Genomic DNA, 14,614 nt, shown 5'->3' with positions numbered 1-14,614 from the left:
AGATGCCTAGATATCTCTACCATTTTATCCTCTCTTTTAGAATGAAATAGCCCTGTATTTTCCCTATCAAACCAGAAATAATCTCCTGTTGCATTGTATGGTTATGGAAAAAATTGAAGGCCCAAATTTAGAACAATGGTTAAAACAGCAACAAAACCGTCCCATTTCTGAAGCCCAAGCCATAGTCTGGTTAAAACAACTATTAGAAATATTAGATTTAGTTCATAACCAACAATATCTGCATAGAGATATTAAACCATCAAATATCATGATTCGTCCAGATGGACAATTAGTATTAATTGACTTTGGTACAGCCAGAGAAATTACCAGAACCTATCTAACAAATGGTGGAGGAATGACAGCAATTTCATCATCAGGTTATAGTCCTCCAGAACAAATGCGAGGACAAGCCATACCTTCATCAGACTTTTTTGCTTTAGGACGGACATTTGTATTTTTATTAACGGGATTGTCACCCGAAAAATTATATGATCCTCATTTAGATATTTTACAATGGCGACATCATGCAACTCATGTTTCTCCATTATTATTAGATTTCATTGATTGGTTAATGTCAACGGCAGTCAATCAACGTCCTAGCAATGCCGAAGAAATTTCTAGAAGATTAGCAGAAATTGAATATAAACTTACAGAAAATACATCTGCAACCGTGAATATTGGCGGGTTAGCAAAAACAGAAATAGTTAATAACCCAACTACCAATAATACCGTTATTACCCCGCCAAAACAACCTGAAAAATTACCATTATTATCCTGGTTTGCCGCTTTAATAGTTTCTTTATTACTACTTTGGTGGGTATCATTAGCATTTAGAAATACTAAATTTGCGGCTTTACCTCCTGACTATGGACAAGCACCAGTTAAACAGGGCAAAGTTGATTATTTTCCCTATGAAGAAGGGAAAGATAGTCAAGGAAGAGTTGCCGAATTTAATATTGCAGTTTTATCAGTAGAATATAAATGGCAATTAGGCAGCACTTATCAAATTAAATATAATGATCAAATTATGAGTCTTGATTCCTTAAAATCTAATTTAGAACAAGAAGGAATCCAAAAAATTATGGAAAATCCCAGCGAAATTATTTCTGTAGGAACAGCTTCTTGCGAAGGTGATATTACCGCCGAACAAAGTCGCGCCTTAGAACGTTCTAAACAAATCCAATTATTAGGAAAAAAGATATTTAGTAACACACCCAGTGTGAAAGGTTATCGCTTATTAAATCTGGGACAATTTCAGAGAAAAGATTGTCAAGCAAGCCTTGATTCAACAGCTTATCAACGCAGTATTATTATCATTGGTGTCAAAAAACAAGCTGAAGGGGTAATATTAGATGAAGCCTTGAGAGATAGATTAGAGAAAAAGCCTTTTGCTGATTTTAAATTAGAGGATTATTCTCTAGGTTCAATAGATAAATTTAAAACAGTACCTAGTAATTTATAGTATAGCAGGAGTCAGGAGTAAAAACCTGTTGTGGACGGAGTTTTTTTCGGATTTGGGAATAACTTATTGAGTAGGGTGCGTCAGATAGAGAAAATCTGTTTTTTATCAAATTATCGCGTCTGACGCACCCTACAAAGGATGATTATTTAAGGAACGGGGATAGAATCAATTTAAAAGAATCGTTTTCTTGTGCGATTTTGCGGCTGTGTTTTTCGTAAAGGGACTACCTCTGCTTCACTACCCTCTCTAGCTACGCGAATTAATAACGCAGAAGATAGCAAACTGGCAACCATTGAATTACCACCATAACTAAACATAGGTAAGGGTAAACCTGTAGTTGGTAAAGCACCTGTCGTTACACCAATATGTAATAATGATTGGCCAATCATGACAACTACTACACCAATTGCCACTAATTTGGATGTGATATTTTTGGATTTGAGCGCAATAATTAATCCTAAAGTGGCAAATATGGCTAACATTATTAATAGTAAAATACTGCCAATAAAACCAAATTCTTCGGAATAAATTGCGAAAATAAAATCAGTATCTTGAATTGGTAAATAGAATAATTTTTGTTGAGAAAGTCCAAATCCAGACCCCCAAGTTTGACCTGAACCTACAGCTAATAAACTTTGTACTAACTGATAACCATCTCCTGTAGCATCAGCCCAAGGATTCATAAAGGACATAATGCGTTTGCGTTGATATTCTTTGATACTAATACTGAGTAATGCTAACATTACCCCACCAATGGCTGTTCCTCCCAAGTATTTATATGGTATTCCTGCGGCTAAGGCAATAAACCAAATTGTCATTCCGCAAAGTGCTGTGGTACTTAAGTTAGGTTGGGCAAGAATTCCTAAGAGAACAAGACCAAAAACACCTAACCAAGATAACCTAATTCCCCAACGCAGTTTTTCCCACTGGCCAAAAAGTGTGGCACTTTGTAATACTAAAAAAGGTTTAATTAATTCTGATGGTTGGATAGGAATTGGTCCAATGGCTATCCATCTAGCGGCATCAAAGGCTTTTTTTCCTAATCCTGGTACTAATGTCAGAAAAATCAACATCAGGAAAAATATTAAAAACCAATGAGATACACCCAAGATTTTTCGCAATGGCAGATTAACAATGATGTTGAAAATAATTAAGGAAGCGATCGCCCACAAAATTTGCCGTTTAAAATAATACAACCCATCATCATGACGGGCATCGGCAACGGGATAGGATGCGGAAAAAAGGATGATTAAACCAATAAACATCCACATTAATGTTAGCCAGCGCAATAATCGGGCTTCTAAACCCCAGCTAGAAACGGAATTATCGAAAATTGGGATTAAACGGAGTAGATTCACAATTTGGTAATTGGTAATTGGTGATTGGTGATTGGTAATAAACTATTCTTCTTTCTTCTTCCTCCTTTCTTTCTTCTGACTCCTGACTCCTGACTCCTGACTCCTTCTTTCTGTATTTAAATTAAAACTAAGTTATCGCGGTGAATCACGGTATCTGCGCCTTCATAACCTAGAATTGATGGAATTTCCCGTGAATGTCGTCCGCAAATTTTCTGTAATTCTTCACTATTATAATTCACCAACCCTCTAGCAATTTCATTACCATTACTATCACATAATTGCACTGCTTCTTGATTGTCAAATTCCCCTTCTATGGCTTTAATTCCCGCTGCTAATAAGGATTTCCCCGCTTTGACAACGGCGGCGATCGCCCCTTCGTCTAAATATAATTTTCCCCCCGGAATCAAACCATAGGCTATCCAACGTTTCCGGGCTGAGGTTGGTTCTGGTTGTGGTGCAAAATGTGTACCAATCAGTTCACCTTGGATAATTTTTTCAATGTTTCGGGGAAATTGTCCTTGAGTAATCACTGTGCGGATACCAGCAGCGATCGCAATTCTCGCCGCCGAAATTTTCGTCATCATCCCCCCAGTCCCCCATTGAGAACCCTGTCCACCAGTTTGAATCTGTAAATCTGTCAGTTCTTGCATACTACTAACCAAACTAATCGGTTTAGCATCCGGCACAGAACGAGGATCTGCTGAATATAAGCTATCAACATCCGTTAATAAAAACAGCCAATCTGCTTCTACTAAACTAGCTACTAATGCAGACAGAGTATCATTATCCCCAAATTTTAATTCTTCTACCGCTACTGTATCATTTTCATTAACTATGGGAATTACTCCCAACCCGAGTAATTCTTGAAAAGTATTATTAGCATTAAGATAGCGGCTACGTTGTACCAAATCTGCTCTAGTTAATAATACTTGAGCAATAGGTTGTTGCAAAATACTAAATAAATCATCATATATACGCATTAATCTCCCCTGTCCCACTGCTGCTACAGCCTGTTTTAAAGCTATAGTTTTGGGACGTTCCGTTAAACCCAACCGCGCACAACCGACTCCCACCGCACCAGAAGAAACTAAAATTACTCGATGTCCCTGTCGTCTCAAATCACACAGAGTTTCCGCCAAAGTAGCAATACTAGAAAGGGCTAATTGTCCTGTTTCTGGTTGAGTTAGGCTAGAAGTACCGATTTTAACAACAATTGTTTTGGTCATTTGTCATTTGTCAGTGGTCATTTGTCAGTGGTCAGTTGTCAGTTGTTGGTTGTTCCCCAAAAATTATACAGCGCCAATCCCTCTATAGTGAAGGTTGACGCTGTACGGGTTTATATTTATCTATTATCTGCTAGGGTCTTTTTTAGCTGACCCTGATGTTATCAACATCAATAATCTCTGATTTTGTGCAAACTATAGGTTTTCTTAATTATTTCTTTAGATTTAGTTTCCTGACGAATTATAACTTCCTGTTAAGATTTGTATCTTAATCAACACAGAAAAATCCTTACTGCCTCTTTCTTGTAATAGATGCGCCCAATATCTCTGATATCCACACTTCAATATTACGGATAGGATGGGAACGGATAGCTGTAAAATCGGGATGGATAATTGGTTCGACTAAAATTGTAAACATTCCCAAGCGATTACCGGCTAAAACATCAGTAAACAAGCGATCGCCTACCATCCCCACTTGATGTGCCGGTAAATTCATCTCCTGTAAGGCCGCCCGAATTTTCCGTCGGGAGGGTTTAGCCGCACCCAAATAATAAGGTAAATCTAGAGAACGGGCAATACCACCAATTCGCGCTTCACTTAAATTATTACTGACTAACCACAATGCTGTACAAGTCCGAATTTCTTCCACCCATGCTTGCAATTCTGGGAAAGTAGAACTTGTTGTCATCGGAACTAAAGTTTCATCCACATCTAATACTAGCCCTTTCAGCCCATATTGTTGGATCACATCTGGTGTCAGCGTCAAAACTGAACCTGCTAAAATCAAGTTAGGCTCTAATAGATGGTTGCGAGTCATAATTGCGTATAATTAAATTCACTTTCTTAATTGACACTCCCCGGACTAAAGACACGAGGATTCTACATTTATCGTCAAAACCTACTTAACCGGGCTTGCATCAAGCAGGTTAGTAGTTTCAACTCTAAACTTCAGCATGAAAATCTACTTTATCATAAATATCTGCCAACAAAATTTGACAGGGAACAGAAGCTAAATTTAAGCTAGTATTTTCATCAGTAAATTCTGAAAAAATCCATTTATTATTATCAGTTTTCCAGTATTGTTCAACGTGCATTGTGTATTGGTCAATTAAAATATATTCTTGTAAAGTAGAAATAGTTCGATAAGCAGCAAATTTTTGATCTCGATCATTGCTGCTGGTAGATTTTGATAAAACTTCAGCAATCATTATCGGGTTAGTTAAAGTGTCTTTTCTCCCTTCTTCATACACCAAAGGATTTTGAATTACCATGATATCTGGGTAAGTATGAATGCGCTTATTAGGAATCCAAAGACGTTGATCTGTAACAAAAACTTGATAAGGTTGACGTTTGAGAGCAAAATTTAGCACAGCATAGAAATTGCCGGCAATTTGATTATGATTTGGTGTTCCACCTGTCATGGGGATAATGACTCCATCAATATATTCGTGACGTATATCTGAATTTACTTCTAGTTCTAGATATTCTTCAGGGGAATAGTAACGAGTTTCTTGTGCAATAGTCATAATATTTTAAGGCTAAAGCTGGTAATTTATGAACATATTATAGCTCTGTAGAGACTTTAGATCCCCAACTTCTTTGAGAAGTCGGGGATCTGGGTAATCACGTTTTCTTTTTTAATTGGTTTTTAACCAGTTTTCTACCTGCAAATTAGGTACACGGGAAAATTCACGGACATTGTTTGTAATTACAGTTAGATTTAAACTTATTGCATGAGCAGCAATTAATAAATCATTACCTCCAATGGGTGTTCCTTGTTGTTCTAAATAAGTACGGATTTCTGCATAATATTCCTCAATAGGATGAGTAATGGGTAGTATTTCTATGCTATCCAAAATTACTTCTAGTTTTTCTATCAGTTTTAGGGAATTTTTATTCCGCGCTCCAAATCTTGACTCACAAGCTACAATAATACTTGTACAAATTTTATCTTCTCCTACTTCTTGAATTTTAGAAAAAATTACACCTCTCGGATTTTTGATAAGTTCAGAAAGGATGTTTGTATCTAATAAATATAAATAACTCATGGTTAAAACTCGATATCATCTAGGGGTAATAGTCCTGCATCTACATCTGCAAATTCTTCGTCTAGAGGTTCAAGGGTGGAAAGTGTTTGCAGAAGGGATTTTTTCTTAATAGGAGAAATAATTGCCAGGGGAATACCATTTTCTGTAATTGTCAGAGGTTCACCTGTTTTTTTAGCTTGATTAATTAGAGTTTGCAGGATTTGGGGAAGTTCGGAAATGGTGATTTGTGTCATGGTGGGTACTAGGGTTGGGGGGATGAGAATTGGGCGTATATATTCCATTGTATTCTGTTTTAAAAGATTTTACCTTTGTTCTCAATCAATAATATGCTAAAATAAATAATACACTTTAATTCGGTAATTAATCATGACAAAATCTACATCAGAAAGAGTTGTGAGACGTGGGAGGGTATTTCCCGAAATTCAATGGACTGATGAACAAAAAGCCCAAGATAGAGCGAGAAGACAGGCATTTTCTGAGCGTTGTTGGGTAATTTTTTAACGTTTAAAACCAGAAATACTCGATAAATACTATGGTTGGTACATTGCGATTGAACCTGATAGTGGTGATTATTTCATAGATCAGGATCAAGAAGTAGCTAGTAAAATGGCTAGAGAAAAGTATCCTAATGTCATTCATCATATTTATGGCATTAATGAAACGGGAGTTAGTGGCCGCATAAGATAGAGGGAAGATTTGGAGAAAATGGACAAATTTATTTGGAAATTGATTTAATTGGTGGGGATGATTTCAGTTTTCCTGTAGAGACAATATTAGATACAGGATTTACTGAATATTTAGCTATGAATAAACAAGATGTACAAAGTCTTGATTGGACTTTTTTAGATCAAGATAAATTAAGAACTGCTATTTTTGATAGTCAACCATTGACAGACTTAGGTAAACCTGAACTTTTATATAACTGGGTACTTCATTATGATTAAAGATGACATCATTAACGAATTACAATATATTCCTGAATCTAAACTACAAGCACTATATGAGTTAATTCACTACTTTAGGTTAGGAATTAATAGCGAGATAGTCCAAGAATTTAGTGAAGATGAAGACCTAAAAATAGATAAAGATCAATGTTTAAGAACTTTACAAAAAATAAAACAGGGCGATTTGTCTAGCTTTAGTGAGATTGGCGATATAAAAACATATATTCAAGACTTAAAAGATGAAATTAGTTAAAGATGATGACTATACGCGGAAAGAAAGCAAATTGTTTAAAAAACGTCCTCATTTAGTTGATAAATATGGAGAAGTATTAGAAAAGCTAAAAATCGATCCTTTCGATCCTTCGCTAAAAACACATAAATTAAAAGGTGAACTCAGCGAATTTTATTCATGTAGTCTCACCTACGAATATCGGATTGTTTGTGTATTTTTACTACAAGATGAAACAATTATTTTAGTTAATATTGGTAGCCACGATGAAGTTTATTAACCCATAGCTATTTTCATCCTGTAAATCCTTAAATCCTGGACATCCTGATATGGCTTGCGCCACGCTATCAGACAGCGTACCTAACTAGCAACTTACTTTAAATAGATTTTATTCAATAAAATAATCATCAATATTAACATCTAACACATCAGATTTAGTAAAGGGAGATGATTCAGGAAAAGTAGTTAAAGGAAGTTGGGTTTCAACAGCAGCAACTTTACAAGCTTCATTATAACATTCATCAAAGACAGCATCGAAGTAAGGCTTCAGACTAGGACTATTTTTCAAGGCTTTGTTTAGTCTGCGAGAGTGTTCAATAATGCTATAAGACCAACTGGGAGATCGTTTTCCTGGTTGATAATTCCACTTGATATTCTTGTTCAGGTTTTTCTTGAAAATAAAGGTTTTTCTTCTGACGTAGAGCAAAGTAAACTCCTTGTTCATCAAGCCATTTAGCTAGTTTTGGACTATGAAATTCTCTGTCTGCTAACACCAAAATTCGACATTTTTTTAACAACTTTATTGCCGTCTTTATCAATCTTTTTTGTGTTTGTAAATTACTATTTCCGACATGATTTAATGTTTCCCAATATAGTGGGAGAGCATGAGTACCCCATACCAATGTCACTTTCTCAAATTATTGCCACATCTCATCTTCAACCGCCTTGTCACCCGTTAAGGTAGAAGAGTGTAAAGAAAAAATTGGTGAAGTTAAAACCCAAATGGATGGTAAGTTAGAAAATTTGAAAAATCGCATGAAATCAAAAGAACAACGGATTGAAAAAATGGAAAATTTAGTTGATTCTCTAAATCATAAAAATGATACTATAGCTAATAATATTAAAATTGAGATTCAAGCTGGAAAAGATGATTTAGATGATGCACAAGATAAGTCTAGTAATTTACGAAGAGTTCTTGAAATTGCAGCTTCACTATCTGCTGGTGTTGGATTAGCAGCACAAGGTGTTGCTCAATTACTAAGCAGTTTACAATCAATAGGTTTATTAAGATAAATAATTATAGCAAACATAAAGTTAAGAAGGCAAAAGGCAAAAGGCAAAAGGCAAAAGGCAAAAGGCAAAAGGCAAAAGGCAAAAGGCAAAAGGCAAAAGGCAAAAGGCAAAAGGTAAAAGTAATTAAGTCAACAATCACCAATTACCAATTACCAATCACCAATTACCAATTACTCAACTTCATTAAAAAGATGTTCTTCTAAAAGAGGTTGAAATTTACGAAACTCTTCAGGAGAAAGTAATTCTGGTTCACCTGTTTTCGTAATTCTGGCAAAAAATAACAGAGGATCAAGGGGAGTATAAATTGCATACTCCTGATCATCATGATAAAAAGTGGCAATTTCCATTAATTGCTCTGGTTCTAAACCATTTTCCTCATCTTCAATTTCTAAAGTAAAGAATTTCGATTCATCTTCAGGAGGCAACTCACCTGCTACAGTCAAAGCATAAGCAGTATTCTTGAGAATCAGGTTTTGCTCAGAAAGAACCGCTTGAGCAGTCCCGAAAATTTCCTCTATCATCTCATCATCTTCCACCAAGACGGCTTCTTCTTCATCGCCATCGGCTTGCCAAGCAAAAATTTCTATTGGTGCATCTACAGGCAGAAGGAGAACATATTTTTCTCCCTCTACATCCAGGGTATGCTCGATGTAACATTCTAGTGTTCGTTTTAGCTCATCTGTTAAAATCAGAGAACTTTCGGAATCGTGATCATTGTCTTCAGGGAGTGGAGATGAATACATAGCTGAATTATGTAACTGTAACAATACTCTTATATATGGAAATCATTGAACCGCTAAATGACAGCCGATGTCAACCATAAATTGAGAGATAGAAGTAATAGTTTTTAGAATACCATGTTAAAAGGGATCACTCATCAGTAAATGTTACCGATCGCATTGCTGAACTACGTCTAGCATCTAGCCACTGTTGTAAAATCAATGCAGCAGCCTTACGGTCAATTAAACCCTTATTTCTTGATGGAGAGCGATTTTCAGCTATTAGCAGTTGTTCTGCTTGATAAGAAGTTAATCTTTCATCCATATATTCTAAGGGAAGTTTCAGTGCTTCTGCCAATCTAGCCGCAAATTTTTGGACATGACGGGCTTGAAAACCGATAGAACCATCCATTGAATAAGGTAAACCAACAACGAGAATCTGCACTTGTCGCTCATTGACTATTTGCTGAATTTTCTCGACATCTTCGACAAATGACTTGCGCTCAATTGTGGTTATACCTGTAGCAATTAACCCTGTGCCATCACACCCAGCTAAACCAATGCGTTTACTACCAACATCCACACCCAAGGCGGAAATAAATGATTTTGATGGCTGTTGAGAGATGACGCTATTGTTGCTCATGGGGTTCATCTGGGACTGAATCTGATGGACAAGGTGTGTCTATTATATTAGGGTTTTGATGAGTGAACGCAACAATTTCCGACTGCACTGGTATAGTTCTTTCTGGCTGTACCTGCTGTGGTTGGGGCATCCATGACATCCCTCCAGGAATGGGTTTCCGGGTGGGTTGCAGCCCTTGTAACATTTCCTGCCACTGAATCCCTTCTAAAGAGACAAATTTCGATTCTCGGAGTTTATGCCAGACAGAACGGGACATGATTAGGGTATGTTCTTTGCGTTTAGCCCCAATTCGCTCTAAATATTCTTCTCTTTCTGGTTGATAATCAGAGGAAGCTAATTGTAATCCTTGTTGGGGAAAATCTTGGGCGATGCGGGCTAATTGAGATAATAGTTCAGGATACAACCAAGTATAGGCAGGATGAACTGTCAGGGTGGCGATATGGGGTTTTGTGCCGGTGCGATCAAGTTGCACCTGAAAGTAACCAATGGCTGCTTTCCGCTGGGGTTCAAAGACGTAACCACTGACAACTTCAGTTTTTGTCATCCACTGCTTGAGGGCATCACTAATAGCCCCAACTAAAGTGGTTTTAAAGTCGTGGGTGTGCCGATCAAATACTTGCCTTACCAAGGGTGGCATTGATGCTGTATCTAGTTGATATAGTAAGGGAGCATCAGCATTACTCACCGGTAAAAGGTTGGGTAAATCTGGCTCGGTTTGAATTAATTCTGCTAATAACTGGGGACTAATTTCCCAGTATGTCATTTCTGCTAGTCGTTGAAATCCATTGTGGCGATACAGGGCTAGGGCATCAACATCATTGATATTAACTTCTAATATCCACGTCCGGGCTTCTAAAATGGATTCAAAGCAATGGCGCAGTAGTTGTGAACCTACTCCCAGGCGATCGCCTGTTGCTGCTAACATCACCCGATCAATTCGCCAAGTGCTGCGAGTGCGGTTAAAAGGCGATACTTGAATCATTCCCAGTAGTATTCTTCCCTGTTCGGCAACATAGCCCCAGAAGCGGTACTGTAATGGATTGGGAAACCAACTTAAGAATTTGAGTAACCCATACCAGCGTTTTAACCATTGCATTTGCCCGATGGCCGCATCAGCTTCTTGGGCAGAAAGATGAGACAATGATTCTTGAGTTAAGCGATCGATTCCTTCCAAATCCCGATGCTGGACCGGTCGGATAACAACGCTGAGGTTTCGAGGGAGTAGTGAAGTCATTTTGATTCAAGCCGCCATTTAACCTTTACAAAATATGATTGGTGATGTAATACTGCAATCATTTTAATGGCTTTTTGCTCTTAGGTCTTGCTTCCAAAGAGTGATTTTCTTAACTAAATGCGTAAAAAAATATAAAAAGCAGAAACTGTGAGTATACCCTTGGGGTGAAAACCACAATGTCTGCTTCTATTCTAGGATAATTCTACTAAAAATACTTTTAAATCTATAGACCTTGACGAGAAGCGAATTTTTCAAATTCAGCTTGGGTTTGATGCAGTAATTGTTGACGACTATCTTGAATTGTTTGTTTGAAGTTGGGAACTAAGTTGGGAACCAAGTTGCGAGCTTGTAGTGTCATGTGCAGTTGTAGATGAGCAACGTATTCGCTTATATCTTGGTTGTCTACAGTTGCGCCCGTTAGTACATTTGATTCCATTGCCACTGAGTTCTCCTTGATGAATTAGGTGTAATTGCTTTGCTAGACTAGATCAGAAGTTATCATTTTTTTTACTTAACTGCCTAATTTCGCAATGAAGTGTAATGATTGGGAAAGAGGGAACAGCCAAGAATCTAGATAAATAACCTGATTTTTTACCACCTAGAAATTTTCTAATCTTCCCAAAGTGTAAAAGTTTCGTTAAAAACCTCATCCCAACTTAAAGCAATAATATCTGGTTTTTTGCCCATTTCATCTCTAGCATCCTGTTTTGCAGCCAAAAAACACTTATCCCAAATGGACTCCAAAAAATCTCGATTAAGACTTGGCACTTCTTCTTGACTAGCAGTAATTTCTGCCCTAGCTGAACGAATAGAAATTACCCAACTAGGGCTACGTTTTTCCGGTTGACATTTCCACTTAATTATATGCAATATCAATCGAGTTAATTGACTAATGACTGCTCTTTTTTCTGATCGCCCCATAGACTCGGCTAAACTCTCTAAAATATAATCAACTTCTTGCATTTTCCCCTCCTCTAGCAGTTGTTTTGCTTTCACTACAGCTAAATATGGTGACTGAAAAACCAGTTCGTCATCAGGTACTGTCATAATTGATAACTCCTTGACTTGTTTTTTCCCAAATCTTGCATATAAACACATCATATTATTAATTTTATATGCCTGGACTTGACGATTAACCATAGACTGTTGATCATGGATAAGTAACTCAAAACTCAACACACAAAATGATTTCCGAACTCTCTCCACAAATTCATTACTTGGTGGGAATGTCTCAACCAGAAACCCATCTGTTTGAGGTGACTTTACACATTGTTAACTATCCGTCAGCAGTTCTCGATTTAAAAATGCCTGTGTGGACTCCTGGTTCATATTTGGTGCGGGAATATGAGAGACATTTACAAGATTTTGCGGCTTTTGCTGATCATGAACCTTTATCCTGGCATAAGGTTAGTAAAAATCATTGGCAAGTAGAAAAAGGCGATTTTTCAGAAATAACTATTCATTATCGTATATTTGCTAATGAACTGACAGTTAGAACGAATCATTTAGATGCTACTCACGGTTATTTTAATGGGGCGGCGTTATTTTTCAGAATCCCTGGTTGGGAAAATTTACCCATATACATTAGGGTAATTCCAGCTAACCCTCAATGGCAAGTAACTACTGGTTTACCAATATTTGCAGAAACAAAAAATACTTTTTTAGCGGCAGATTTTGATACTTTAGTTGATTGTCCTTTTGAAATTGGTTTTCATAAATTATACAATTTTGAAGTTTTGGGAAAACCCCATGAATTAGCAGTTTGGGGAAAAGGAAATTTTCAACCACAGCAAATGATTGCTGATTGTCAAAAAATTATTGAAGTAGAATCACGAATGTTTGGTGGTTTACCTTATGATAGATATGTATTTTTTCTGCATTTGCTTCAGCAGGGTTTTGGTGGTTTAGAACATAAAAATTCTTGTTCTTTAATTTATCAGAGATTTGGATTTCGGACTCTGGATAAATATGAGCCGTTTTTGCAATTGGTGGCACATGAATTCTTTCATTTATGGAATGTTAAAAGAATTCGTCCTTTAGGTTTGGAAGTGTTTGATTATGATCAAGAAAATTATACACCATCTTTGTGGTTTTGTGAGGGAACAACCAGTTATTATGATTTAATTATTCCTTTACGGGCAGGTATTTATAACACCAAGGCATATTTGAATTATTTGAGTAAGGAAATTACTAGATATTTAATGACTCCAGGACGGAAGGTACAACCTTTATCGGAGTCAAGTTTCGATGCTTGGATTAAACTTTATCGTCCAGATGCTAATAGTGCTAATTCCCAAATCTCCTATTATATCAAAGGGGAAATGATTTCACTTTTGCTAGATTTATTAATTCGCGTTCATCATGGGAATCAGCGGTCTTTGGATGATGTGATGCGGCAAATGTGGGAGGAGTTTGGAAAGGATGAAGTTGGTTATACTCCTGAACAATTAGAGGGTGTGATTGAGTCTGTAGCGGGTATGGATTTAGGGGATTTCTTTAACCGCTATCTTCATGGTTTGGAAGATTTACCTTTTAATGAATATTTGCAACCTTTTGGTTTGCAATTAGTGGAAGAAAAGAATGAAGAACCTTATTTGGGTGTGAGGATAAATACTGAACATGGTCGGGAGATAATTAAGTTTGTGGAAGCGGGTTCACCGGCACAATTTGCGGGAATTGATGCTGGAGATGAATTGTTAGCAATTGATGGTATTAGGGTGGGAAATCAGTTAAATGAACGTTTGAAAGATTATCGAGCGAATGATTCTATTCAAGTTACTGTTTTTCATCAAGATGAATTGCGGATTTATTCTGTTACTCTAGCTGCATCAATTCCTAGTAGGTATCAACTTAAAGCTGTGGAAAATCCTTCTTCGTCAGAAATGGAGAATTTTGCCGGGTGGTTGGGTGTGCCGCTGTCGAGTATTCAGTAATATTAATTGTCTGAATTAGTAATTATACGGTAGGTTGGGTTGTGGAACTTGAACGTTCGCGGAGCAATGGAACAAAACCCAACAAAATCCTGCCCCTAAAGAAGTTATAAATGCTGCTGTGTTTTGTGTAGTTATTCATTTGTATTCCAGATGGATTAGCAAGTGATTTTCATAGCTATAACTACTTGAGGACTGGGAAGTTTAATTTTAATTCTTGTCTGAATCAGGTGGTTATCGAGCGAAGTCGAGATAATGTCCAGGATTAAAGGATTAACAGGATGAAAAGATGGATTAAAAGGAGAAGTTTTCGTTAGCTAGAAAACGCATGAATTAGGCCGGAATAGCGTAGATTTTTTCAGATTTTAGAGAAGCACTAGCATAGGTAAGACAGGCTTGAATGTCTGCAAGGGTAATACCTGCAAATTTGGCTAGAGGATGATCTTTCCGTGTAGCTTTCACACGATGTAAATAATCTAGTGGTCTGTCAAGCAAAAAATTGTGAATTTGAGAGAGAATAGGGGGGCTATT

Annotated in this window: 17 protein-coding genes and 4 pseudogenes; 7 read left to right on the top strand and 14 right to left on the bottom strand. The window is 37.0% G+C overall.

Going from position 1 to position 14,614, the window contains the following annotated elements:
* Positions 1–55 precede the first annotated feature (55 nt).
* Positions 56–1,462: pseudogene (locus tag FJR05_RS04535) on the top strand (serine/threonine protein kinase); the annotation flags it as partial.
* A gap of 170 nt (positions 1,463–1,632) precedes the next feature.
* Here the strand turns inward: FJR05_RS04535 and FJR05_RS04530 are convergent.
* The 6 genes from FJR05_RS04530 to FJR05_RS04505 all read right to left on the bottom strand — a co-directional run bounded on the left by FJR05_RS04530 (position 1,633) and on the right by FJR05_RS04505 (position 6,324).
* A complete protein-coding gene (locus FJR05_RS04530) occupies positions 1,633–2,820 on the bottom strand; it encodes an FtsW/RodA/SpoVE family cell cycle protein (protein WP_168642995.1) in 1,188 nt (395 codons plus the stop codon).
* Positions 2,821–2,936: 116 nt separating this feature from the next.
* Complete coding sequence (proB, locus tag FJR05_RS04525; protein ID WP_168642994.1) at positions 2,937–4,046, bottom strand: glutamate 5-kinase; 1,110 nt, start codon at positions 4,044–4,046, stop codon at positions 2,937–2,939.
* Between the two features lie 286 nt (positions 4,047–4,332).
* The gene (locus FJR05_RS04520) at positions 4,333–4,860 is read right to left on the bottom strand and encodes a YqeG family HAD IIIA-type phosphatase (protein ID WP_168642993.1); all 528 of its coding nucleotides are present in this window, start codon (positions 4,858–4,860) and stop codon (positions 4,333–4,335) included.
* Between the two features lie 124 nt (positions 4,861–4,984).
* A complete protein-coding gene (locus FJR05_RS04515; RefSeq protein WP_168642992.1) occupies positions 4,985–5,569 on the bottom strand; it encodes a Uma2 family endonuclease in 585 nt (194 codons plus the stop codon).
* A 111-nt stretch (positions 5,570–5,680) separates the two neighbouring features.
* Complete coding sequence (locus FJR05_RS04510) at positions 5,681–6,091, bottom strand: type II toxin-antitoxin system VapC family toxin (protein WP_168642991.1); 411 nt, start codon at positions 6,089–6,091, stop codon at positions 5,681–5,683.
* A 2-nt stretch (positions 6,092–6,093) separates the two neighbouring features.
* Entirely contained in the window at positions 6,094–6,324 is a 231-nt protein-coding gene (locus FJR05_RS04505; protein ID WP_168642998.1) for a type II toxin-antitoxin system Phd/YefM family antitoxin, read from the bottom strand.
* 133 nt (positions 6,325–6,457) lie between these two features.
* Here FJR05_RS04505 and FJR05_RS04500 point away from each other — a divergent pair.
* The 4 genes and pseudogenes from FJR05_RS04500 to FJR05_RS04485 all read left to right on the top strand — a co-directional run bounded on the left by FJR05_RS04500 (position 6,458) and on the right by FJR05_RS04485 (position 7,544).
* Positions 6,458–6,778, top strand: a pseudogene (locus FJR05_RS04500) (hypothetical protein).
* Positions 6,779–6,810: 32 nt separating this feature from the next.
* The gene (locus FJR05_RS04495; RefSeq protein ID WP_254446720.1) at positions 6,811–7,035 is read left to right on the top strand and encodes a hypothetical protein; all 225 of its coding nucleotides are present in this window, start codon (positions 6,811–6,813) and stop codon (positions 7,033–7,035) included.
* Positions 7,028–7,288, top strand: coding sequence for a hypothetical protein (locus tag FJR05_RS04490; RefSeq protein WP_168642990.1), 261 nt, complete (start codon positions 7,028–7,030; stop codon positions 7,286–7,288). Before FJR05_RS04495 ends, FJR05_RS04490 begins: the two co-directional genes overlap by 8 nt.
* A complete protein-coding gene (locus FJR05_RS04485) occupies positions 7,275–7,544 on the top strand; it encodes a type II toxin-antitoxin system mRNA interferase toxin, RelE/StbE family (RefSeq protein WP_168642989.1) in 270 nt (89 codons plus the stop codon). Before FJR05_RS04490 ends, FJR05_RS04485 begins: the two co-directional genes overlap by 14 nt.
* A 108-nt stretch (positions 7,545–7,652) precedes the next feature.
* Here the strand turns inward: FJR05_RS04485 and FJR05_RS04480 are convergent, their stop codons facing one another.
* A complete protein-coding gene (locus FJR05_RS04480) occupies positions 7,653–7,988 on the bottom strand; it encodes a DUF29 domain-containing protein (protein WP_254446718.1) in 336 nt (111 codons plus the stop codon).
* Positions 7,909–8,172: pseudogene (locus FJR05_RS04475) on the bottom strand (transposase); the annotation flags it as partial. The pseudogene FJR05_RS04475 and the gene FJR05_RS04480, both read right to left, overlap by 80 nt.
* Positions 8,173–8,209: 37 nt before the next feature.
* Between FJR05_RS04475 and FJR05_RS04470 the strand changes: the two are divergent.
* Entirely contained in the window at positions 8,210–8,557 is a 348-nt protein-coding gene (locus FJR05_RS04470) for a hypothetical protein (RefSeq protein ID WP_174783576.1), read from the top strand.
* 170 nt (positions 8,558–8,727) lie between these two features.
* Here the strand turns inward: FJR05_RS04470 and FJR05_RS04465 are convergent, their stop codons facing one another.
* From FJR05_RS04465 to FJR05_RS04445, 5 genes are all read right to left on the bottom strand, one after another.
* A complete protein-coding gene (locus FJR05_RS04465) occupies positions 8,728–9,300 on the bottom strand; it encodes a DUF3727 domain-containing protein (RefSeq protein ID WP_168642988.1) in 573 nt (190 codons plus the stop codon).
* Between the two features lie 127 nt (positions 9,301–9,427).
* Positions 9,428–9,919, bottom strand: coding sequence for a Holliday junction resolvase RuvX (gene ruvX, locus FJR05_RS04460; protein WP_168642987.1), 492 nt, complete (start codon positions 9,917–9,919; stop codon positions 9,428–9,430).
* The gene (locus FJR05_RS04455) at positions 9,906–11,153 is read right to left on the bottom strand and encodes a GNAT family N-acetyltransferase (protein ID WP_168642986.1); all 1,248 of its coding nucleotides are present in this window, start codon (positions 11,151–11,153) and stop codon (positions 9,906–9,908) included. The genes ruvX and FJR05_RS04455 overlap by 14 nt, the downstream gene beginning before the upstream one ends.
* 223 nt (positions 11,154–11,376) lie before the next feature.
* The gene (locus FJR05_RS04450; protein ID WP_039200714.1) at positions 11,377–11,589 is read right to left on the bottom strand and encodes a hypothetical protein; all 213 of its coding nucleotides are present in this window, start codon (positions 11,587–11,589) and stop codon (positions 11,377–11,379) included.
* A gap of 173 nt (positions 11,590–11,762) precedes the next feature.
* Positions 11,763–12,332: a DUF29 domain-containing protein gene (locus FJR05_RS04445; RefSeq protein WP_371416797.1), complete on the bottom strand. Its 570-nt coding sequence runs from the start codon at positions 12,330–12,332 to the stop codon at positions 11,763–11,765.
* A 5-nt stretch (positions 12,333–12,337) separates the two neighbouring features.
* Between FJR05_RS04445 and FJR05_RS04440 the strand changes: the two genes are divergently transcribed.
* Positions 12,338–14,086, top strand: a complete 1,749-nt coding sequence (locus tag FJR05_RS04440; RefSeq protein WP_168642985.1) for a M61 family metallopeptidase — start codon at positions 12,338–12,340, stop codon at positions 14,084–14,086.
* Positions 14,087–14,416: 330 nt separating this feature from the next.
* On the opposite strand, the pseudogene FJR05_RS27140 reads toward FJR05_RS04440, so the two are convergent.
* A pseudogene (locus FJR05_RS27140) lies at positions 14,417–14,614 on the bottom strand (hypothetical protein); the annotation flags it as partial.

This window comes from Dolichospermum sp. UHCC 0259 (genome assembly GCF_009711935.1).
Classification (GTDB): Bacteria; Cyanobacteriota; Cyanobacteriia; order Cyanobacteriales; family Nostocaceae; genus Dolichospermum.
The sequence above is the reverse complement of the archived record's forward strand: the minus strand, read 5'-3'. Positions and strand labels throughout refer to the sequence as shown.